Genomic DNA, 20,651 nt, shown 5'->3' on the forward strand with positions numbered 1-20,651 from the left:
CCCTTTTTTATTGTCGATTGCATCGTGTATCTACTATAATGGAGAAAAAAGTAAAAGGTGAGTAGCATGAAGAAAAAGAAACAAAGACAAATGCAAAGACAATCGCAAGTGAATCCACCAAAGAAAGAAACACTTACATTAGGCGATCAATTAAATGATTCACTCATGCAACAATTAAAGAGTAAGAAGAAAGAGTTGCAAGTGAGAGAAGAGGAAAAAGAGGCAGCTGAACTGGAAAGAAAGCGCAAAGAACAAAAAGAACGTGAAAAGAATAAATCATTTGAAGAACTGCTAAGTGAAAGTAACCTTACTTGGAAAGACTTTAAATAATAAAAAAATGATCAGTGAAATTCACTGATCATTTTTTGACGAGCTTGTAAGAAAAGGGGAGTTATTATGAGGAAAATTGTAGTTGTTCCGCATGAAAATCATTGGAGTGAAAAATTTCAAATGGAGGCTGAAAGATTAAAAACAGCGATGCCAGAAACGGTGAAAATTCATCATATTGGAAGTACGTCAGTGCCAGGACTGGCAGCTAAACCTATTATTGATATGATCATGGAAGTAGAAAGTATTGAAAGGGTAGATAGGTGGAATGAACGATTTATAGAGCTTGGTTACATCGTAAAAGGGGAAAATGGTATTTCAGGACGCCGATTTTTTATCCATGGAACGGAAGAAAAACGTTTGTATCATTTACACGTGTTTGAAAAAGGAAATCCAGAGATAGTAAGGCATTTAGCATTTCGTGATTATATGATGGCTCATTGTGAAGAAGCAGAGGCATATGCAACCTTAAAGAAAGAATTGGCCGAAAAGTATACATATGATGGCACGTTATATACGGAAGGGAAAAATGAGTTTGTGCGCAATGTGGATGAAAAAGCGAAAGAATGGAGAGAAAATAACGTGAATAAATGAGTTCACGTTATTTTTTAGCTATATAAAAGTGTTATGTAAACTGTACGTATGTTTTGACTTTTGGGATGAATCTTGTTGAAATAAAGTTGTGGCTTATAAAAAAATGTAACAATGAAAGGGAGACGACTGTGTATATTCCAACAACTACACTTCATAATGGGGTGAAAATGCCGATGATTGGTCTAGGCGTTTATAAAGCAAAAGAAGGCGACGAAGTAAAACAAGCAGTAAAAACAGCGTTAGAAGTTGGATACCGTTCGATTGATACAGCAACTGTGTATGAAAATGAAAGCGGTGTCGGAGAAGCGATTCGTGAATCAGGAATTCCAAGAGAAGACCTATTTATTACAACAAAAGTTTGGAATGACGATCAAGGATACGAGGAGACACTCGAGGCGTTTGAAAAAAGCTTAAAGAAATTACAAATGGACTATGTAGATTTATATTTAATACATTGGCCAGTAAGAGGGAAGTATGTGGATACGTACCGAGCGTTAGAAAAATTATATGAAGAAGGTAAAGTGCGTGCGATTGGTGTTTCTAATTTTCATAAACATCATTTAGAATTGTTATTACCAAATTGCAAAGTGAAGCCGATGGTGAACCAAGTAGAACTTCATCCGATGTTAACGCAATTTGAATTGCGTAATCATTGTCAAGGTGAGCAAATCCAAATGGAAGCGTGGAGTCCGTTAATGAGGGGCGGAGAAGTATTTCAGCATCCAATCATTCAGGCTATTGCTAACAAATATGAAAAAACACCTGCGCAAGTTATATTAAGATGGGATATTCAAAGCGGGATTGTTACAATTCCTAAATCCGTTACACCATCTCGTATTAAAGAAAACTTTACTATTTTTGATTTCTCACTAACTGAAGAAGAGATAAATCAAATTAACACGTTGAATCGCGATTTACATGTAGGCACAAATCCTGATAAATATGATACGTTATAAAAAAGACTGTCTCCTAATAAAGGAGACAGTCTTCTGTTTATCGGTAATTCGATATTTTTAACGATGCAAAGCATATGTGTCATATTTAACAATTTTTTGAAGTTGTACATATTCTTCTTTAGTTAAAGGTAACTGTTGGCTAGCTCGTATATTTTCCTGCAATTGTTGAAGAGAGCTTGCGCCAGGTATAACAGCTGCAACAGTCTTATTATGTAAGCAATATTGAATAGCTGTTCCTGTTAAAGAGCTTTCTCCAATCGTTTCTTTTACACTCGCTAGAGTTGTATGTAATTCATCGTAAGAATAAGAGAGGTAATCCTTTTCCTTTACTCTTTCTATTTTTCTTGCATTGTTATCAGTTAAAATTCCTTTTGCAAGTGGTCCGCGAGCAATGATGCTAATTTGGTATTCATTCAGAAGCGGGAACCATTCTTCTGGACGACGATTTAAAAGGCTATATTCCATTAGTACACTAACGATGTTTGAGCGTTTTGCATATTCACGGATTACATTTGGACGTATAGAAGAAATACCGTAATGGCGGATAATACCTTCTTTTTTCAATTCTTCAAAAGCTTCAATTGTTTCATCTATTGGATCTTCAATCGTTCCGCCATGAAGTTGGTAAAGGTCAATATAATCAGTTTGAAGTCTACGTAAACTTTCTTTTACTTCAGCCTTTATGTAAGCTTTAGAAGGGTCCCAAGACCAGCCGTTTTTTTCTTCTGTCCAACGATTTCCAACCTTCGTTGTAAGAACAATTTTGTCTCGTTTCCCCTTCAAGGCTTTTCCAACAAATTCTTCATTTAATCCGTAATCATATAAATCTGCTGTATCAAAAAAATTAATTCCTAAATCGATTGCTTCATCGACAATACGCATAGCCTCTGTTTCAGATGTACCGAGAGACATACAGCCAAGGCCCATTTCTGTAACAAATAAATCTGAGTTTCCTAATTGACGTTTTTTCATAGGTCAACCTCCTTACCTTTATTGTACGAGAGGGAAAAGAGGTTGACAAACGTTTCCTTTTCGCTTTGCATTAACTGCCCGTAAAAGCATAATTAATGTGAGCTTAATGGATTAATGTTTCATTTTATTTGCTGTAATCCACTCTTGTACAGTTGTATACTCTTTGCTATATTGTTTTAGCTTATGGCGAATTTGCCATGCTTTTCCGACTAACGTGATGCGATTTGGTAAAATATAAACTTTCATTTCTATCACGCTCCTTTCAATGTGGTAAAATGTATGAAGAAAGAATAGGAAATAGAACAGGGAGATGAAGTAGTATGAGTAATCTTACAGAGAGAACAGTAAAAACTGAGCCGATTTTTGATGGTAGAGTTATAAAAGTTCGTGTTGATGATGTAGTATTACCAAATGGAGAAATGAGTAAACGTGAAATTGTAAATCACCCTGGTGCAGTTGCGATTATTGCTATTACAGATGAGGGGAAAATTGTGCTTGTTGAGCAGTATCGTAAAGCGCTTGAAAAGGCGATTATAGAAATTCCAGCCGGCAAGTTAGAGCCTGGTGAAAAACCAGAGGTAACAGCAGTTCGTGAATTAGAAGAGGAAACAGGATATGTATGTGAAAATATGGAGCTTATTACTTCTTTCTATACATCTCCAGGATTCGCAGATGAAATTTTATATGTATATAAAGCGACAGGTTTGACAAAAAAAGAAAATAAAGCTGAGTTAGATGAAGATGAGTTTGTGGAATTAATGGAAGTATCGTTAGAAGAAGCGATTACTCTTATGAAAAATCTTCGTATTCATGATGCGAAGACGATGTTTGCAGTACAATATTTACAACTACAAAAATAAACACTCGCCAAAGGCGAGTGTTTTTAATTGATTTTTGCATATACACGTGCATCACGTAAGCTACCGTCTGGTGCTAGGAAATCATTTTCCATTGTACCTTCTAGAATGAATTCTAAACGTTCTGCTAAGCTACATGCATTTATATTTGTTGCATCAGTACGAATTTCAATTCTTCTAGCGCCTAGTTTATCAAAGGCGAATTGGATAGCGCCTTTAACAGCTTCAGTCATATAGCCTTGTTTTGTATAATCGCTATGCAACCAGAAGTGAAGTGAAAACTTTGGAATATCCCAGTTTTCAGGTTTTAGTGTAATTGCTCCGATGAATGTACCAGATACTTTATCGTATAAGTGAAAATCAAGTGTTTCACGAAGTAAAAACTGTCCGTGAGCTTCGCGAACAATTTCTTCAGCACTCTCTTCTGTTTCAGCGTTAATTGGTACCCACGGTACTAAGTCTTCTAGAGAAGCTTGGATTGCTTCATATACTTCTGCACCATCACCTGGAAATGGTTTACGAACTTGTAAGCGTTCAGTTTGAAATAATGTTGGAAAATCTAATAATAATGGTTTCAAGAGAAATCCCTCCTATTCTCTACTTTTTAGTTTAGCAAAGTAGAGCGGAATTTCAATGTTAATTCGTCATACTTTTTTCTTTCTTTCATACATTTTTAATAAGAGTGTGAACGGAGGGAAGAAAAATGTGGCGAAAAAATTGGCAAGACCGTGTAATGTCTCACATACAGGAAAACTCTTCATTATATATATTTAACGCTGTTTTATTATTGATGGGAGTAATATTTGGAGCCATTCTTGTGAATAGTTTACAAATCAATCAAAAACAAGATTTATCATTTTATTTACAACGTTTTTTTGGACAAGTCTCTAAAGGAGAATTTGCCATTGCGGGCGAAATGTTTCGAGAAAGTTACTTTTCGCAATTAAAATACATCGGATTTATTTGGATTTTAGGGATTTCAATTATTGGATTACCACTTATTTTTATTTTATTATTTGTAAAAGGAGTTGTTGTTGGATTTACAGTTGGTTTTTTAGTAAGTCAGCATGGATGGAATGGACTATTATTAGCATTTGTATCTGTTTTGCCACAAAATTTAATTATCATTCCAGTCTTTCTCATTATGACAACCATTGCTGCAAGTTTTTCTTTACGGATGATTAGGCATCAATTTATTAGAAAAATAACCGAGCCACTATTACCATTATTAATCCGGTATACATGTTTCTTTCTTGTAATTGGAGCGGTATTAGCAATGGCTTGTAGTGTGGAGGCTTACGCATCACCAGTTTTAATGAAAGAAGTTGTTGAGGCTATTAATAAAAAATAAATATTTTTTGAGAATAATTATCAATTTGTTTTTATTGTTTTTCTTTTGACAGAAGCCCTTCTTCTGATATAATGGTGTAAGAGTGGCGAGGAGGGAGTAGTACCGAATGGAAGAAAGAATTGAACGAATTAAGAAGCAATTACATGCAGCGAGCTATAAATTAACACCGCAACGTGAAGCAACAGTTCGTGTGCTGCTAGAAAATGAAGAAGATCATTTAAGCGCAGAAGATGTTTACCTCCTTGTAAAAGAAAAGTCGCCAGAGATCGGATTAGCAACCGTCTATCGAACTTTAGAACTATTATCTGAGTTAAAAGTTGTCGATAAGATTAACTTCGGAGACGGTGTTTCACGCTATGACTTACGCCAAGAAGGTGCGCAGCGTTTTCACCATCATTTGATTTGTACACAATGTGGTGCTGTACAAGAAATACAAGAAGATTTACTTGGTGAAGTGGAAAGGAAAGTAGAACGAGACTGGAGCTTTAAGGTGAAAGATCATCGTTTAACATTCCATGGGATTTGTAAAAATTGTCAAGAAAATGAAACGGATGAAAAATAACCTTTTCCTATTTATCTAGGAAGAGGTTTTTTATTTGAATAAGGTATAAATTGGTGAAAGCTTGGCATATGTTGTAATAACTTATATTTTGGAGGAATTTACAATGCGCCGAGCTTTAAAATTAACTTTTGATGGAATAAAAGTATTTTTATTATTTACAAGTTGTACGATTTTGTTTTATTTCGCTATACTATGGATAAATGAAGAATATGAAAGCTATCATCGTTATGAAAAACCTAAAGAAGAGACTGTAGAAAAAGTATCAGGGAATGAAGAACCGGCAAAGGATGCTTTCGTAAATAGAATGATGTTTTTCTATGAAAATGGGGAGTAGTGTAGAGTGGAAGATCAATTAAAAGATTTTATTCATTATATGGTTGTCGAAAAAGGATTAGCAAAGAATACAGTAGTATCTTATGAACGGGATTTAAAAAGCTACGTAAAGTATTTGCAAAATGTGGAACAGACGAAAACTTTTCATGAAGTGACCCGTTTACACATTGTTAACTTTTTGCAGTATTTAAAAGAAAACGGAAAATCTTCGAAAACATTGGCGCGTCATATTGCATCAATTCGTTCGTTCCACCAATTTTTACTTCGTGAACGAGCGGTAGAACACGATCCATCCGTACATATTGAAACGCCGCAAGGGGAACGGAAATTACCAAAAGTATTATCAGTTGATGAAGTAGAGGCGTTACTTCAAACACCAAAAATGACAAGTGCTTTTGGGATACGTGATAAGGCGATGCTAGAGTTACTGTATGCGACAGGACTTCGTGTTTCAGAATTGATTGCACTCAATTTAGAAGATGTACATTTAACGATGGGATTTGTTCGTTGCATAGGGAAAGGGAATAAAGAAAGAATTATTCCACTAGGAAGTTTAGCAACGGAAGCGATTCAAAAGTATATTGAAAAAGGAAGAAGAGAATTAATGGGGAAAAAAGTAGTAGATGCACTCTTTTTAAACCATCATGGTAATCGATTATCAAGACAAGGATTTTGGAAAATATTAAAACGATTAGCGAAAGAAGCAAATATTGAAAAAGAGCTTACACCTCATACGTTGCGTCACTCGTTTGCTACGCACTTATTAGAAAATGGAGCAGATTTACGTGCTGTACAAGAAATGCTTGGTCATGCAGATATTTCAACGACGCAAATCTATACGCACGTTTCAAAAACTAGATTAAAAGATGTATATAAACAGTTTCATCCAAGAGCATAGTTACTATGCTCTTTTTTCATAGATTCAGAAGGGAAGACCGTTTCACAGAAACTTCACAAACATTTCGTATATTGTTTTCAGCAGAAGACTGGAATATTACAATGTATTTCCTCTATACTAAATAAAGTATAAAGGAGGAAATGATGATGAAAAAACTGATTATAACTTTATTTATCGCGATGCTAGCGTTGGCTGGCTGTAATACAAACAAAGAAGAACCGAAAAAAGAACAGAAACTTGAAGCTGTAAAAGTAGCAGTCCAAACAAATCCGAAAGAAATTAAACCAGGTGAAAAAACAGAAGTACAAGCACTTGTTACACAAGGGAAAGAAAAAGTAACGGATGCCGATGATGTAAAGTTTGAAATTTGGAAAGATGGCGACGAAAAGCACGAGATGTTAGATGGTAAGCATAAAGGAAAAGGTGTTTATGCAGTAGAGAAAACATTCGAAACGGATGGAGTATACCATATTATCGCTCACACAAATGCACGTGAAATGCACGTTATGCCGGAAGTGAAAGTTGCTGTAGGAAATGCGAAAGTAGAAGATGCGAAAAAAGAAAATAGTGATCACAGTGCAGGACATGGAGATCATAAAAGTGACACAATGATCCATCTTATGGCTGGAGACATAAAGGCAAATGCTGAATCTACAATGAAAGTTCATTTAAAGCAAAAAGAAGAAGCATTAGCTGGTGCTGAAGTACAACTAGAGATTTGGAAAGATGGTGTTGAAAAACACGAATTTATTCCAGCGAAAGAAGGGAATAAAGGAGAGTATGAAACGAAACATACTTTCAAAGAGAACGGTGCTTACAAAGTGAAAGTGCATGTAAGAAAAGGCGAATTGCATGAACATAAAGAAGAAACAATAGAAGTAAAATAAAAAGTAGCTCTTTAGAGCTACTTTTTATTTTTAATATGAAGAAATAAATCATAAAAAAATTAGCACTTCGTTGCAGAATGAATTACAATAGAAGTGTGAAGAAAATGAGAAATTCTACGAAAATGTATTAAAAAGAAAGCGTAAACATGTTATGATATCAGTATCAGATGTCTGACATCTGACTTAGAAAAAACTAGAAATGTTTTTGAGTCGTTTCAAGTAAAACGAAATAGGTTAGAGAATGGTTTAAAGAAGTACTGTTTGACAATGAGAATTCTTATGGATAACAGTTTCACTTTATAGCGTTTTGAACATACTACAAGAAGTAGAACTGAACTTATAGGAGGTCGCAGTTATGAATAAATATAAACGTATATTCCTAGTCGTAATGGACTCTGTGGGAATCGGTGAAGCACCAGATGCTGAGCAATTTGGTGATTTGGGATCTGACACAATTGGTCACATTGCTGAACATATGAATGGTTTACAAATGCCTAACATGGTGAAATTGGGTCTTGGTAACATTCGTGAAATGAAAGGTATCTCTAAAGTAGAGAAACCACTTGGATATTACACAAAAATGCAAGAGAAATCTACTGGTAAAGATACAATGACAGGTCACTGGGAAATCATGGGCCTTTACATTGATACACCATTCCAAGTGTTCCCGGAAGGATTCCCGAAAGAATTACTTGATGAATTAGAAGAAAAAACAGGCCGTAAAATTATCGGTAATAAGCCAGCTTCTGGAACTGAAATTCTTGATGAACTTGGCCAAGAGCAAATGGAAACCGGCTCTTTAATCGTTTATACTTCTGCTGATAGCGTATTGCAAATTGCAGCACACGAAGAAGTAGTGCCACTTGATGAGTTATATAAAATCTGTAAAATTGCACGTGAATTAACATTAGATGAGAAATACATGGTAGGTCGTGTTATTGCTCGTCCATTCGTTGGTGAACCTGGAAACTTTACACGTACACCAAACCGTCATGATTATGCATTAAAACCATTCGGCCGTACAGTAATGAATGAATTAAAAGATAGTGACTACGATGTAATTGCTATCGGTAAAATCTCTGACATCTATGATGGTGAAGGGGTAACGGAATCACTTCGTACGAAGTCTAACATGGATGGAATGGATAAGCTTGTAGATACATTAAATATGGACTTTACAGGTCTTAGCTTCTTAAACTTAGTTGACTTTGATGCATTATTCGGCCACCGCCGTGATCCACAAGGATACGGAGAGGCTCTGCAAGAATATGATGCACGTCTTCCAGAAGTATTCGCAAAACTACAAGAAGATGATCTATTATTAATTACAGCAGACCACGGTAATGATCCAATTCACCCTGGTACTGACCATACACGTGAATATGTACCATTATTAGCATATAGCCCAAGTATGAAAGAAGGCGGACAAGAGTTACCACTTCGTCAAACATTTGCTGATATTGGTGCAACAGTAGCAGAAAACTTCGGTGTGAAAATGCCAGAATACGGAACAAGCTTCTTAAACGAGCTAAAGAAATAGGGGGATAAACAAATGAATCGTGAACTTATTACAAAATCAGCTTCATACTTAAAAGAGAAATTTCAAGAGACACCACAAGTAGGACTAATCCTTGGATCAGGACTTGGTGTATTAGCAGACGAAATTGAGAACGCAGTAACAGTACCTTACAGTGAAATCCCTGAGTTCCCAGTATCAACTGTAGAAGGCCATGCAGGTCAACTAGTATTTGGCACACTTCAAGGTGTAACAGTAGTAGCAATGCAAGGACGTTTCCACTTCTATGAAGGATACGACATGCAAAAAGTAACATTCCCAGTTCGTGTTATGAAAGAACTAGGTGTAGAAACGGTTGTTGTAACAAACGCAGCTGGTGGTGTAAATACATCATTCGAGCCAGGCGATCTTATGTTAATTTCAGACCACATTAACTTCATGGGTACGAATCCATTAATCGGACCAAATGATTCTGAAATGGGCGTACGTTTCCCTGATATGTCTACATCATATACAGTAGAACTTCGTGAAATGGCGAAACAAGTTGCAGCAGACTTAAATATTAAAGTACAAGAAGGTGTATACGTTGGAATGACAGGTCCTGTATATGAAACACCTGCTGAAATTCGTATGCTTCGTACACTTGGCGGAGATGCAGTTGGTATGTCAACAGTACCTGAAGTAATTGTAGCACGTCATGCTGGAATGAAAGTATTAGGTATTTCTTGTATTTCAAATATGGCAGCTGGTATTTTAGATCAGCCACTTCATCACGATGAAGTAATTGAAACGACAGAACGTGTTAAAGCTAACTTCTTAGCATTAGTAAAAGCAATCGTAAAACAAATGAAGGGGTGACTTCACAATGAGAATGGTGGACCTAATTGCAAAAAAACGTGACGGACATGCATTAACGACAGAAGAAATTAACTTTATTGTTGAAGGATATACAAATGGTGATATTCCTGATTATCAAGTAAGTTCACTTGCAATGGCAATTTTCTTCCAAGATATGAACGATCAAGAGCGTGCTGATTTAACGATGGCAATGGTAAATAGCGGCGATACAATTGACTTATCAGCTATTGAAGGTGTAAAAGTAGATAAGCATTCGACAGGTGGTGTTGGTGATACAACGACACTTGTATTAGGTCCATTAGTAGCTGCTTTAGACGTACCAGTAGCGAAAATGTCTGGACGCGGTTTAGGACATACTGGTGGTACAATTGATAAATTAGAAGCAGTTCCAGGATTCCATGTGGAAATTGAAAACGATGAATTCATGCGACTTGTAAATGAAAACAAAATCGCTGTTATCGGCCAAAGTGGTAACTTAACACCTGCTGATAAAAAGTTATATGCACTTCGTGACGTAACAGCAACAGTAAACTCAATTCCGCTTATTGCAAGTTCGATTATGAGTAAAAAAATTGCTGCTGGTGCAGATGCAATTGTTCTTGATGTAAAAACTGGAGCAGGTGCATTTATGAAAACGGATGAAGATGCAAAACGTTTAGCAGAAGCAATGGTACGCATCGGTAATAACGTTGGTCGTAATACGATGGCAGTTATTTCTGATATGAGTCAACCACTCGGTGAAGCTATCGGTAACGCACTAGAAGTACAAGAAGCAATTGATACATTACAAGGTAAAGGGCCAAAAGATTTAGAAGAGCTATGTTTAACACTTGGAAGCCAAATGGTGTACCTTGCTGGACAAGCTTCATCTTTAGAAGATGCACGTGAAAAGCTAATTGAAGTAATGAACAACGGAAAAGCGCTAGAATCATTTAAAACGTTCTTATCAGCGCAAGGCGGCGACGCATCTGTTGTTGATGACCCTTCTAAATTGCCACAAGCACAATTTAAAATTGAAGTGGAAGCGAAAGAAGACGGATATGTATCAGAAATCGTTGCAGACGAAATCGGAACAGCAGCAATGCTTTTAGGAGCAGGACGTGCAACGAAAGAGTCAGAAATTGATTTAGCAGTTGGTCTAATGCTGCGCAAAAAAGTAGGCGATAGCGTGAAGCAAGGTGAATCCCTTGTTACAATTTACGCGAACCGCGAAAATGTTGAAGATGTAAAAGCGAAAATTTATGAGAACATGAAGATCTCTAAAGAACACGTAGATGCACCAACTTTAGTACACGGTATCGTAACGAAGTAATAAAAAAAAGCTGAGGAGATTTCTCCTTGGCTTTTTTTACTATTTTTTGTTTATAATAATAATGGGTGAAATTATGATTAGAATTTGTGCAGTAACAAAAACAGATGAAGTATTATATGATGTTTCTCTAGAAGAAACAAAGAAAGACCATATTGTATGGTATTGGCTAGATTTATATAAGCCAACGAAAGAAGAGTATACATATATTCTGCAAGACCATTTTAAGTTCCATCCCCTTGCAATTGAAGACTGTCTAGAATATGTACAGAGACCAAAAGTTGATTTTTATGATGGATATAACTTTTTAGTTCTTCACGCGTTTGGAGAAGATGGGCTAGAACCACATGAAATTGATTTGTTTGTTAGTGATCGCTATATTGTTTCTTTCCATTTTTCTCATAATAATGCAATTGAAAGAGTATGGAAAACACTTGGTGAGAAGAGGCGGATTAAGAAAGGACCTTTACATGTAGCACATACAATCACTGATCAAATTGTAGATGATTATTTCGCACCTGTATATTACATTGAAGATCATTTAAATGCGATTGATGATAATTTAACAGGTGAGACAGCAGGAGCCGTGCTAGAAGAAGTATTTGATATTAGGGCAGATTTATCTAAGTTAAGACGTACAATTATTCCAATGCGTGATTTATTGTATCGTATTTTGAATTCCACTCGTTTTTACGGTATAAGTGATCATGAGATTTATTTTAAAGATATACATGATCATTTACTTAAACTTACGGAAATGATTGAGGCAAGTCGAGAGTTAACGGCGGATATTCGGGATAGTTATTTTTCATTAAACTCACATCATATGAATAACATTATGAAAACATTAACTGTATTCTCGACTATTTTCATGCCATTAACATTTATTGCGGGAGTATATGGAATGAACTTTACGCATATGCCAGAGCTTGGTGGACAATATAGTTATTTTATTTGTCTTCTTCTAATGGCATTAATTGGCGGCGGAATGATGGCATGGTTTTATAAAAAAGGATGGTTTAAGTAAAAAACACCGAGGATTTCCTCGGTGTTTTTTCTTAACCAATAGCATGTAATACAAACATAGCTAAGAATAAGCATGTAATGATATACATAGATGGTGCGACTTCTTTACGCTTTCCAAGAGCAACTTTTAAGATAGGGTAAGCAATAAATCCGAACGCAATGCCATCAGCGATACTATATGTGAGCGGGATCATAACGATAATTAAGAATGCTGGAAATCCTTCTGAAAAGTCGTTCAGAGGAATTTGTTGAATGCTTGTAATCATCAGACCGCCAATAATAATTAAGATTGGTGCAATGGCACTATCAGGAATTAATTTGACAAATGGAAGAGCAAACAGTGATGCAAAGAATAGCAACCCAGTAACGATAGACGTCAGACCTGTCTTACCACCTGCAGTAATACCTGCGGCACTTTCTACTGTTGAAACGGTAGGGCTTGTGCCAAATAGACCACATGTCATTGCTGAAATTGCATTGGCTTGGTAAGCACGTGGGAATTTACGATCATCTTCTAATAAACCGTGCAGAAGTCCCATGTTCTCAAAAATAAGCACCATGCTTAAAGAGAATGTTGCAATCCAAAATGGTAAGGAAGAAAGTTTCCCAAATGACATAGCTCCAAACACATCACCGTAATTAGCGAATGAGAATGAACTATTTCCCATTTGACTCGTATCCACAAGACCAAATAACCATGAGATACCAGTTCCTATTGCAATCGTCCATAAAAAGTTTCCACGTACGTTACGAATAAATAATACAAGTGCAATGATAAGAGTAAGTAATGTCGCAAGAACGACAGGATTACTTAATTTCCCCATTGCCACAGCAGTATTTGGGTTCGAAACGACTAAACCACCTTTTTGCAATCCGATAAACGCTAAAAATAATCCAATGCCGACAGTAATCGCTTCCTTTAATGACTTTGGAATTGATACTGATAGCACGCGAGCGATTGGTGTAAAAGCGGCAATTGCAAAAATAATACCAGAGATAAAGACAGCAGCTAATGCTTCTTGCCAAGTTAGTCCAAGCGTATGCACAGCTGTGTACGTGAAGAATGCATTTACACCCATACCAGGGACAAGAATAGCAGGTGCATTTGCCCAAAATGCCATGAGTAGACATCCGACAAATGAACTAAAAACAGTTGCTAAAATTCCAGCTTCAAGAGGAATGCCAGCATCTGATAAGATGGACGCATTTACAATCATAATATATACGATTGTGAAAAATGACGTAACTCCAGCTAAAACTTCTTGTTTTGGTGATGTTTCGTGTAAACCTAATTTAAATGTTCTTTCAAGTATTCCTTTCATGTTAAACCTTCTTTTTCATATCCCTCTCCCACCCGTGATATCTCTTTTGTAAGAGCTCACCGTCCTTTATTATATCAGAACATCATGTTTTTACAACAAGTAAAATGATAACGTTTACTTGTAAAGAGAATTCGTTATAAATACGTAAAAATAGCCCGTATGGATGAAATGATTTCTAATTCACCAGATTGAATGGGCGGGGCTGCTTGTGCATGTAAAGTAGCATAAGACGTAACTTCCCGTGGTAATTGGGCAGATTCTTCAACGAATGAGAGGGGAACAGGATTAATATTTAGATTATATGTACTCGCAATAGCACGAGCTTTTTCTACTGCCTGGTGCAGAGCTTGAATGAGAGCCTTCTCATAATATTTATTTGGATGAGATACTCGGAAACGTAAACCTTTTGCTACATTTGCGCCATTTGATACGGCTATATCATATACTTCCCCAGCTTTTTGTACATTTAAAACGGTAATTTCATACAAATGCTCCACACGGTATCCTTGGAGCAATGCTTTATCATTTACATATTCGTATTGAGGAGTGATCGTATAAGAAATCGTTTCTATATCTTTATCGGCAATACCAAGCTGTTTAAGTGCATCCAGTAATTGTTTTGATTGTACTGCATTTTCTTCCTGCGCTTGTTTTACATTTTTACTATCAGTTCGAATGCCAAGCGTTAATATAACAACGTTTGGTTTTGCTTTGACAACGCCTTCGCCTTGTACAGTAATAGTAGCTTCTTTACCAGTATTAGCTGTGCGTACGTTGTGTAAATAAGGATTTATTCCACCCTGCATTTTCCATCACCATCCTTTTTATATGTATATGTGTGAACAAAAAAGAAATTTATATGAAAAAAGTTACATAAATGAGAATGTTGAGGAAAGAAATCATATACAATATAGGTATTTATAGATTATAATATGTGTAAATATGATAAAAAAGGGACGAGGCTATTGAACGAAAAAAGAGAAACGCTGATTTTAGATTTATCTGCATCATTTCGAAAAATGATACGTTTATTACAAAATGATATTAATACACGTTTTGCAGAACATATGCCATATAATGAATTTTCTGTATTACGTGCGTTATTTTTAAACAGTCCACAGATGGCTTCGCAAATTGCGAGTGAAGTAAACGTAACCTCCAGTCATATTACAGCTGTTACAGATCGACTTGTACGAAAAGGATTAGTAGAAAGAAAACGTTCTAATTCAGATCGTCGTATCGTGTACTTAGAAATTACAGAGCACGGAAGAGAAGTAACTGAAAAACTTGAAGCTGTGCGTAAAGAATATTATAAAGAGAGATTTAAAGGTTGGAGCGACCAAGAAATAGAAATGGTCTTAGAACTATTTGGCCGCGTATTATAATAAATGAGGATAGGAAGCGAAAGCATTCCTATCCTTTTTCTTTTGAATAAAAATATTTTGAAACTCCGATACTTTAATTAAAAGATCGGAGGAAAGATTATGAAATATATTGCTGCACTTACCATTTTATTTGGTAGTTTTTTCTATTTTAAAACATTCACGTACGCAGATACGCCTATCCAAGTGGTGCGAAAAGAAGTGAAGTACATTGAAACTGATAATACAGTTTTATATTCGAAATTATGGGTTCGTTCTATGCAAAACGCAGTATTATTTCACCATAGCGATAATATTCGTAATCGGGACACATTACGTAATGTAACAAGTTCATCGTTTGTTAAAGCGAAGCAACTATCTTTTCAGAAAGCAGCACTTTATATACCGAGACTATCGCAATACGTATCAAAAATAGGGAAAGAAAACATTCAAGTGTACTACATTGCGATTCACTATAATGTGAAAAAAGAAAATGCATATCAATTAGATGGTATGAACTATTTTCTACAAGTATTTGTAAAAGAGCGTGGGGAATGGAAAATTGCCGAAAGTGTAGTTGCACCGACAGAGCAAATTGTGCAAAATGGTGATGGATTTGGGATGAAAGAAGAGATGGTGTATGGGGATAGGAGAGAGAATGTGAAATAACCTCCTCTTTAAGAGGAGGTTATTTCACACGCCAAGAAAATTTAAATTTTAATAAGCGAGATAATAGTAGGTAGACTATCGTACTGGTTCCTATAAAACCAATATAATAATTTAAGATAGAATGACTTCCTCCCGTTGCCATTCCTCCAAACATTCCAATAAAGATTACACAACATATCATACATAGTGTTTTGAGTTTCGGATATAATAGAAAATTCCCATTTTGTTCATTAGGTGATCTTGTATATAAGTACATTCCTAAAGGTAATAGAATAAGTACATTTGCGATTGGGCCGATAAGTTTTGTTGCTGAGGGAATATACGTAAAATTAGGTTCATCATGACGTACGCCTTGTTCATCAGTATAAGCACGTTGAGGATCGTAATTAAAATTAATATTGAATCCGCGAACTGGCGCTAAAATACTCACTTTTTCTATTACTGAACCATAACGATCTACATTCTCCTCCGTATAGACGGGATGATTAGAAATAAGTCCAACCGTATGAATAGAAATAGCTCCGGCAATTAGAGTCGGCAAAATAAAAGGGAATCCAAGTATAGCAACACTGAAGAATCCTTGTGAAATCATATTACCAGCAATTGTTCCTATGCATAATGCAAGTGTATATATAGCAATTAAGATGATAACCATGTATAAGAAATAGGTATGAAATGGTGAAAATATTTGATACTTATTATGAAAAGTTGCCTTTTTCATAATAGCAAAAAGTCCCCAATTCAATATAACGATAGCTAAAATATTACACACACCAAAAAGCCATTTCGTCATGAAGAGATGTTTCCGTTTAAATGGCATAGACCATAGAATGTCACTTGATTGATTTTGACGCTCCCATCCAATAAGGATGCAGGCTAATGCAATAAGGAGTCCTCCTTGAACCATGATAGCATCGGGAAGTGAAAGTTGATAATAGTATCGGTATATATATTTCCATTCATTATGTTCATGAAAATATTTTAATTGCTCGGCAGATGCTAAGTAGTATTTATAGGATAGTACATAAAAACTTACTAACCAAAATAGCCAAACAATATATTTACTTTGCTTGTAGGTATGCATCCATAATACTTTTTGAAACATAGGATCTCTCCTTTAAAAAACTTTATAGTTTGTAAGACGTGATAATATAAAATAAGTGACGATTCCAAATAAAAAGAACCCAACATAGTAACTAAATAATAAATCAAAACGCTTCAACATTTGCCCACCTATTAATGCAAAATAAAAGGTAGTACACGACATCCAGAGTGAGTTGTATTTTGGAAAAAGGAAAATTTTCTTATTATGTTCATTAGGTGACCTTGCATAGAGAAACATCCCAATAAGCAAACTGAAAATTGTATAGAAGATAGGAACAAGTATTATTTTTGCAGAGTAATAACTATGAAAAGTGGGTCCCCTTTGTATTACTTTTCCATGATCTTCATCTGATTGGGCAGTAGGGTGGTAATTATAACTAATTGAAAAGTCTAATATAGCGCTTGAAATGTTGGTCTTTTTATTGAATTCATAAATGTTTTCGAAATTCGTATAACTTTTATTCCCCTGTATTGCCTCAGCATGAGCTGTAAAGAATAGGAGTAAGAGTGAAAAGGTTCCCATTCCCATGATGCAAAAAGTAATGCTAAAGATGCTTTGTGAAATAATACTGCCAGTAAATGTACCAATACATAAAGAGACAGTATAGATCGCTATATATGTGAAAATTGCATACAGGAAATATCGATGAAACGGTTCGAAAGATTGATATTCAAAGTGAATCGTAGATTTATAAATAAAATACATAAGACCCCAATTGATTAGAAGTGATAGTACAATGAAAAATCCACCGAAAACCCACTTCGATAAGAACATATCACGTCTTTTAAATGGAAATGTCATAAGTGAATCTCCACTTTGATTACTTCGCTCCCAACCAATCAATATACAGGATAGGATAATTGTAATAATACCTAACCAAAAGCTATTAGAAGAATAAAAAGAATAATGATAGTAGAACTTTTCTTCACCTATTTTTTCTGGATGGAGAAAGAGAGACTGTTGAGTTTCTGCTGCTTGATAGTATTCGAAAGATAAAAAATAAAGCGAACTAAAGAAAAACAGTAACGCAGCATATTTCCCGCGCTTCCAATTCCACATCCACAACGCTTTATGAAACATACCCATCCTCCTCCAGTGTCGTAACGAAGACATCTTCAAGTGACATTGTTAGTTCTTCAATGAGTATAGGTTGCTCTTTATAAAACTTCTCCAGTGTTGTAGCTACATTTCCCTCAATTAAGATTGTATATACTTTTCCCGTTTGGTTTAATATTTTAATATTGCTTAAGTTTTCTAGTTTTTGAGGTAATGAGCGTTCATAGGCTACTTGGATTTTAGCAAATTGTGATTTTGCATCGTCTAGTGATGTAATAGAAGATACAGTATGTCCTTTTAAAATAATGATTGTATCTGCAATTTGTTCAACTTCATCTAAATGATGGGTAGATATGAAAATGGTAATCTCTTTTTCTGCAACTTCTCCAACGAGAAACTGTAAAATCTGTCTTTTAACGATAGGATCAAGTCCGTTTGTTGGTTCATCTAAAATAATATATTCTGCCTGTGCAGCAACAGCTAAAATGATGGCAAGCAGTGCTTTCATTCCTTTTGAATAACTACGAATTCGTTTGTTTGGTAAATTGAAACGTTCTAGTAGTTCGTAGAAATATGGTTCATCAAATGCTGTATAAACTGCTTTATAAAACTTCACGATTTCTTTTACTGTATAACCGTTCAGTATGTTAGTAGAATCCGGAACATATACGATTTTTTGTTTCGTTTCAGGATTTTTATGAATGTCGATATCCTCATATGTAACAGTTCCCTCATCTGGGTCTAAAATACCGACTATCGTTCGTAATAAAGTTGTTTTCCCCGCACCATTTCTTCCAAGTAATCCGACGATACTACCTTTTTGTAATGTGAAAGAAACATCGTCTAAAATTGTTTGATTATCAATTGTTTTCTTCAAGCTTGTCACTTTCAACATCCGTATTTTCTCCAATCTCTTTATAGTATGAATCTATCCAATCATGAATTTTATCTTTCGTAATACCAAGATAAGAGGCTTCTAATAGTAATTGATGAAATTGCTTTTCAACCATAGCGATTTTCCTTTCGTCTAATGTTGGGGTAATCGATTGGGATACAAATGTTCCTTTTCCTCGTAACGTTTCAATAATTCCTTGTCGCTCTAACTCTTGATACGCTTTACTCACTGTATTTGGATTTATAACGAGTAAAGAAGCGAGCTCGCGTACAGAAGGAAGTTTATCACTTGGAGCCAACATGTTTTTCAATACGAGTTCTTTTATATTTTGAACAATTTGTTCCCATATCGGAGTGTTGCTTCTTGGGTCAAGTTGAATATGCAAGAGCAATGTCTCCTTCCTCATATGTATTAAGTGTACTACTGTATGTAATACACTTAATACAATATAGGGGACGAATGTATTTGTCAAATGAAAATAATAGAAAAAATTGGTATTAAAAAAAGAGAAATTGGAAAAAATAGGTCTGATATAGAATGGAGGGTTAGTCATGAAGCGAGTTTTTGGAATACTTGTTTGTTTCATGTTATTGCTTTCTGGAACTTCAGTGAGTTTTGCGCAATCTGAGAAAACGAAGCAGGAGAAAACAGAAGAAACAACGCCGAAGTTAGCGGAACAAGCGTCGTCAGCAATCGTAATTGAGCAAGATACAGGTAAAGTTTTATTTGATAAAAACCCAAATGAAAAATTACCACCTGCTAGTATGACAAAGATTATGACAATGCTTTTAATTATGGAACAAGTTGAAAAAGGAAAACTAAAACTGACCGATAAAGTTAGAGCGAGCGAACATGCAGCTTCAATGGGTGGATCGCAAATCTTTTTAGAACCTGGGGAAGAGATGACTGTAAATGAGATGTTAAAGGGTATTGCAATTGCATCTGGAAATGACGCATCTGTTGCAGTAGCTGAGCATATCGCAGGTTCAGAAGAAGGATTTGTAAATATGATGAACAAAAAGGCGAAAGATCTAGGGTTGAAAAATACACATTTTCAAAACCCAACAGGTCTTCCGGCCAAAGACCATTATTCGACAGCAAATGATATGGCTATAATGGCGAGAGAATTGATGAAGTATCCACTTATTCGTAAATACACAGGTAAGTACGAAGATTATTTACGTGAAGATACGGATAAAAAGTTTTGGCTCGTTAATACGAATAAGCTAGTACGTTTTTATCCTGGCGTAGATGGAGTAAAAACAGGTTTTACGACAGAAGCGAAATATTGTTTAACAGCATCGGCTCAAAAAAATGGCATGCGTGTCATTTCAGTTGTCATGGGAGCACCAACATCAAAAGAACGGAACAACGAAGTGACGAAGCTTCTTGACTATGCATTTGGACAATATATGACAAAGAAATTGTATACGCGCGGCGAAAAAATTAAGACAGTTCAAGTAGGAAAAGGGAAAAAAGAAAAAATAGATTTAGTTGCGTCAGATAATGTTTCTCTTCTTATGAAGAAGGGCGAGAGTATGGACAAGGTAAAACAAGAAGTAATTGCTGAAAAGAAAGTAAAAGCACCGATTAAAAAAGGTGACGCGCTTGGCACACTTGTTATTAAAAAAGATAAAGATGTTTTATTAAAACAAACAATTGTAGCAAAAGAAGATGTTGCTGCAGCGAGCTGGTGGGAGTTATTTAAAAGAAGTTTTGGGATGTTTTCAACATCAAAATAGCGGCAAATAGTTTGCCGCTTTTCTATTCGTATGCCAGTGAATAATGCTGAAAGGT

At 35.5% G+C, this 20,651-nt stretch carries 25 protein-coding genes; 16 read left to right on the forward strand and 9 right to left on the reverse strand.

The genetic code is table 11. The annotated features are described in order from the left end of the window. Positions 1–66: 66 nt before the first annotated feature. From MHI28_RS26655 to MHI28_RS26665, 3 genes are all read left to right on the forward strand, one after another. Positions 67–330, forward strand: a complete 264-nt coding sequence (locus tag MHI28_RS26655) for a YqkE family protein (RefSeq protein WP_000727553.1) — start codon at positions 67–69, stop codon at positions 328–330. A 66-nt stretch (positions 331–396) separates the two neighbouring features. Further along, on the forward strand, positions 397–921 hold the full coding sequence (locus MHI28_RS26660; protein WP_001227184.1) for a GrpB family protein: 525 nt from the start codon (positions 397–399) through the stop codon (positions 919–921). Between the two features lie 128 nt (positions 922–1,049). Further along, positions 1,050–1,877: an aldo/keto reductase gene (locus MHI28_RS26665; RefSeq protein WP_000275862.1), complete on the forward strand. Its 828-nt coding sequence runs from the start codon at positions 1,050–1,052 to the stop codon at positions 1,875–1,877. A gap of 57 nt (positions 1,878–1,934) precedes the next feature. Here the strand turns inward: MHI28_RS26665 and MHI28_RS26670 are convergent, their stop codons facing one another. Together MHI28_RS26670 and mciZ are read right to left on the reverse strand one after the other, a co-directional pair. Next, positions 1,935–2,849, reverse strand: coding sequence for an aldo/keto reductase (locus MHI28_RS26670; RefSeq protein WP_000747233.1), 915 nt, complete (start codon positions 2,847–2,849; stop codon positions 1,935–1,937). Between the two features lie 111 nt (positions 2,850–2,960). After that, complete coding sequence (mciZ, locus tag MHI28_RS26675) at positions 2,961–3,095, reverse strand: Z-ring formation inhibitor MciZ (RefSeq protein ID WP_000870291.1); 135 nt, start codon at positions 3,093–3,095, stop codon at positions 2,961–2,963. 74 nt (positions 3,096–3,169) lie between these two features. Here mciZ and MHI28_RS26680 point away from each other — a divergent pair, with 74 nt between their 5' ends. Then, positions 3,170–3,709 (forward strand): NUDIX domain-containing protein, encoded by a 540-nt coding sequence (locus tag MHI28_RS26680; protein WP_000067931.1) that lies wholly within the window; start codon positions 3,170–3,172, stop codon positions 3,707–3,709. 23 nt (positions 3,710–3,732) lie between these two features. On the opposite strand, the gene MHI28_RS26685 is transcribed toward MHI28_RS26680, so the two are convergent. Beyond that, positions 3,733–4,284: a GNAT family N-acetyltransferase gene (locus tag MHI28_RS26685; RefSeq protein ID WP_000803497.1), complete on the reverse strand. Its 552-nt coding sequence runs from the start codon at positions 4,282–4,284 to the stop codon at positions 3,733–3,735. Positions 4,285–4,439: 155 nt separating this feature from the next. On the opposite strand from MHI28_RS26685, the gene spoIIM reads away from it, so the two are divergent. The 9 genes from spoIIM (at position 4,440) to corA (ending at position 12,447) form a co-directional block, all read left to right on the forward strand. Next, a complete protein-coding gene (spoIIM, locus tag MHI28_RS26690) occupies positions 4,440–5,057 on the forward strand; it encodes a stage II sporulation protein M (protein ID WP_223308695.1) in 618 nt (205 codons plus the stop codon). Positions 5,058–5,163: 106 nt separating this feature from the next. Then, positions 5,164–5,619, forward strand: a complete 456-nt coding sequence (gene fur, locus MHI28_RS26695) for a ferric iron uptake transcriptional regulator (protein WP_000392657.1) — start codon at positions 5,164–5,166, stop codon at positions 5,617–5,619. A gap of 103 nt (positions 5,620–5,722) precedes the next feature. Beyond that, on the forward strand, positions 5,723–5,953 hold the full coding sequence (locus MHI28_RS26700) for a YqzK family protein (protein ID WP_001250432.1): 231 nt from the start codon (positions 5,723–5,725) through the stop codon (positions 5,951–5,953). Positions 5,954–5,959: 6 nt separating this feature from the next. Continuing rightward, positions 5,960–6,850 carry a site-specific tyrosine recombinase XerD gene (xerD, locus tag MHI28_RS26705; protein WP_000390088.1) on the forward strand — a complete coding sequence of 297 codons (891 nt, stop codon included), beginning with the start codon at positions 5,960–5,962 and terminating at the stop codon, positions 6,848–6,850. Between the two features lie 146 nt (positions 6,851–6,996). Then, positions 6,997–7,737 carry a FixH family protein gene (locus MHI28_RS26710; RefSeq protein ID WP_000733454.1) on the forward strand — a complete coding sequence of 247 codons (741 nt, stop codon included), beginning with the start codon at positions 6,997–6,999 and terminating at the stop codon, positions 7,735–7,737. Between the two features lie 355 nt (positions 7,738–8,092). Then, complete coding sequence (gene deoB / locus MHI28_RS26715; protein ID WP_001046081.1) at positions 8,093–9,277, forward strand: phosphopentomutase; 1,185 nt, start codon at positions 8,093–8,095, stop codon at positions 9,275–9,277. Positions 9,278–9,289: 12 nt separating this feature from the next. Then, positions 9,290–10,111, forward strand: a complete 822-nt coding sequence (locus MHI28_RS26720) for a purine-nucleoside phosphorylase (RefSeq protein ID WP_001078446.1) — start codon at positions 9,290–9,292, stop codon at positions 10,109–10,111. Between the two features lie 7 nt (positions 10,112–10,118). Beyond that, a complete protein-coding gene (locus tag MHI28_RS26725; protein WP_001243069.1) occupies positions 10,119–11,423 on the forward strand; it encodes a pyrimidine-nucleoside phosphorylase in 1,305 nt (434 codons plus the stop codon). 61 nt (positions 11,424–11,484) lie between these two features. Continuing rightward, positions 11,485–12,447: a magnesium/cobalt transporter CorA gene (gene corA / locus MHI28_RS26730; protein ID WP_002026281.1), complete on the forward strand. Its 963-nt coding sequence runs from the start codon at positions 11,485–11,487 to the stop codon at positions 12,445–12,447. A 31-nt stretch (positions 12,448–12,478) separates the two neighbouring features. Here the strand turns inward: corA and MHI28_RS26735 are convergent, their stop codons facing one another. Next, a complete protein-coding gene (locus tag MHI28_RS26735; RefSeq protein ID WP_000676243.1) occupies positions 12,479–13,768 on the reverse strand; it encodes an NCS2 family permease in 1,290 nt (429 codons plus the stop codon). Between the two features lie 134 nt (positions 13,769–13,902). Beyond that, positions 13,903–14,574, reverse strand: a complete 672-nt coding sequence (locus tag MHI28_RS26740; RefSeq protein WP_001161431.1) for an SIMPL domain-containing protein — start codon at positions 14,572–14,574, stop codon at positions 13,903–13,905. 159 nt (positions 14,575–14,733) lie between these two features. Here MHI28_RS26740 and MHI28_RS26745 point away from each other — a divergent pair, with 159 nt between their 5' ends. Beyond that, the gene (locus MHI28_RS26745; RefSeq protein WP_001003307.1) at positions 14,734–15,153 is read left to right on the forward strand and encodes a MarR family winged helix-turn-helix transcriptional regulator; all 420 of its coding nucleotides are present in this window, start codon (positions 14,734–14,736) and stop codon (positions 15,151–15,153) included. A 99-nt stretch (positions 15,154–15,252) separates the two neighbouring features. Next, positions 15,253–15,798, forward strand: a complete 546-nt coding sequence (locus tag MHI28_RS26750) for a hypothetical protein (protein ID WP_000873788.1) — start codon at positions 15,253–15,255, stop codon at positions 15,796–15,798. A gap of 19 nt (positions 15,799–15,817) precedes the next feature. Here the strand turns inward: MHI28_RS26750 and MHI28_RS26755 are convergent, their stop codons facing one another. From MHI28_RS26755 to MHI28_RS26770, 4 genes are read right to left on the reverse strand one after another with little or no spacing between them, the layout of a single operon-like run. Next, positions 15,818–16,903 (reverse strand): hypothetical protein, encoded by a 1,086-nt coding sequence (locus tag MHI28_RS26755; RefSeq protein ID WP_000487025.1) that lies wholly within the window; start codon positions 16,901–16,903, stop codon positions 15,818–15,820. A gap of 12 nt (positions 16,904–16,915) precedes the next feature. After that, entirely contained in the window at positions 16,916–17,983 is a 1,068-nt protein-coding gene (locus MHI28_RS26760) for an ABC transporter permease (protein WP_000468518.1), read from the reverse strand. Then, positions 17,973–18,854 (reverse strand): ABC transporter ATP-binding protein, encoded by an 882-nt coding sequence (locus MHI28_RS26765; RefSeq protein ID WP_000922124.1) that lies wholly within the window; start codon positions 18,852–18,854, stop codon positions 17,973–17,975. The genes MHI28_RS26760 and MHI28_RS26765 overlap by 11 nt, the downstream gene beginning before the upstream one ends. Next, on the reverse strand, positions 18,820–19,239 hold the full coding sequence (locus tag MHI28_RS26770) for a GntR family transcriptional regulator (protein WP_000548025.1): 420 nt from the start codon (positions 19,237–19,239) through the stop codon (positions 18,820–18,822). Before MHI28_RS26770 ends, MHI28_RS26765 begins: the two co-directional genes overlap by 35 nt. A gap of 166 nt (positions 19,240–19,405) precedes the next feature. On the opposite strand from MHI28_RS26770, the gene dacF reads away from it, so the two are divergent. Then, positions 19,406–20,596: a serine-type D-Ala-D-Ala carboxypeptidase DacF gene (dacF, locus tag MHI28_RS26775; protein ID WP_000832002.1), complete on the forward strand. Its 1,191-nt coding sequence runs from the start codon at positions 19,406–19,408 to the stop codon at positions 20,594–20,596. Positions 20,597–20,651: the final 55 nt, after the last annotated feature.

It is taken from the genome of Bacillus sp. FSL K6-0268, assembly GCF_038005425.1.
GTDB lineage: Bacteria > Bacillota > Bacilli > Bacillales > Bacillaceae_G > Bacillus_A > Bacillus_A thuringiensis_S.

Excerpts from the sequence above, each read along its gene's own strand:
- MHI28_RS26655 (WP_000727553.1), top strand. The coding sequence starts at position 67 with ATGAAGAAAAAGAAACAAAGACAAATGCAAAGACAATCGCAAGTGAAT.
- MHI28_RS26660 (WP_001227184.1), top strand. The coding sequence starts at position 397 with ATGAGGAAAATTGTAGTTGTTCCGCATGAAAATCATTGGAGTGAAAAA.
- MHI28_RS26670 (WP_000747233.1), bottom strand. The coding sequence starts at position 2,849 with ATGAAAAAACGTCAATTAGGAAACTCAGATTTATTTGTTACAGAAATG.
- mciZ (WP_000870291.1), bottom strand. The coding sequence starts at position 3,095 with ATGAAAGTTTATATTTTACCAAATCGCATCACGTTAGTCGGAAAAGCA.
- MHI28_RS26680 (WP_000067931.1), top strand. The coding sequence starts at position 3,170 with ATGAGTAATCTTACAGAGAGAACAGTAAAAACTGAGCCGATTTTTGAT.
- spoIIM (WP_223308695.1), top strand. The coding sequence starts at position 4,440 with ATGTCTCACATACAGGAAAACTCTTCATTATATATATTTAACGCTGTT.
- fur (WP_000392657.1), top strand. The coding sequence starts at position 5,164 with ATGGAAGAAAGAATTGAACGAATTAAGAAGCAATTACATGCAGCGAGC.
- MHI28_RS26700 (WP_001250432.1), top strand. The coding sequence starts at position 5,723 with ATGCGCCGAGCTTTAAAATTAACTTTTGATGGAATAAAAGTATTTTTA.
- MHI28_RS26710 (WP_000733454.1), top strand. The coding sequence starts at position 6,997 with ATGAAAAAACTGATTATAACTTTATTTATCGCGATGCTAGCGTTGGCT.
- deoB (WP_001046081.1), top strand. The coding sequence starts at position 8,093 with ATGAATAAATATAAACGTATATTCCTAGTCGTAATGGACTCTGTGGGA.
- MHI28_RS26720 (WP_001078446.1), top strand. The coding sequence starts at position 9,290 with ATGAATCGTGAACTTATTACAAAATCAGCTTCATACTTAAAAGAGAAA.
- MHI28_RS26725 (WP_001243069.1), top strand. The coding sequence starts at position 10,119 with ATGAGAATGGTGGACCTAATTGCAAAAAAACGTGACGGACATGCATTA.
- corA (WP_002026281.1), top strand. The coding sequence starts at position 11,485 with ATGGGTGAAATTATGATTAGAATTTGTGCAGTAACAAAAACAGATGAA.
- MHI28_RS26735 (WP_000676243.1), bottom strand. The coding sequence starts at position 13,768 with ATGAAAGGAATACTTGAAAGAACATTTAAATTAGGTTTACACGAAACA.
- MHI28_RS26740 (WP_001161431.1), bottom strand. The coding sequence starts at position 14,574 with ATGCAGGGTGGAATAAATCCTTATTTACACAACGTACGCACAGCTAAT.
- MHI28_RS26750 (WP_000873788.1), top strand. The coding sequence starts at position 15,253 with ATGAAATATATTGCTGCACTTACCATTTTATTTGGTAGTTTTTTCTAT.
- MHI28_RS26755 (WP_000487025.1), bottom strand. The coding sequence starts at position 16,903 with ATGTTTCAAAAAGTATTATGGATGCATACCTACAAGCAAAGTAAATAT.
- MHI28_RS26760 (WP_000468518.1), bottom strand. The coding sequence starts at position 17,983 with ATGTTTCATAAAGCGTTGTGGATGTGGAATTGGAAGCGCGGGAAATAT.
- MHI28_RS26765 (WP_000922124.1), bottom strand. The coding sequence starts at position 18,854 with ATGTTGAAAGTGACAAGCTTGAAGAAAACAATTGATAATCAAACAATT.
- dacF (WP_000832002.1), top strand. The coding sequence starts at position 19,406 with ATGAAGCGAGTTTTTGGAATACTTGTTTGTTTCATGTTATTGCTTTCT.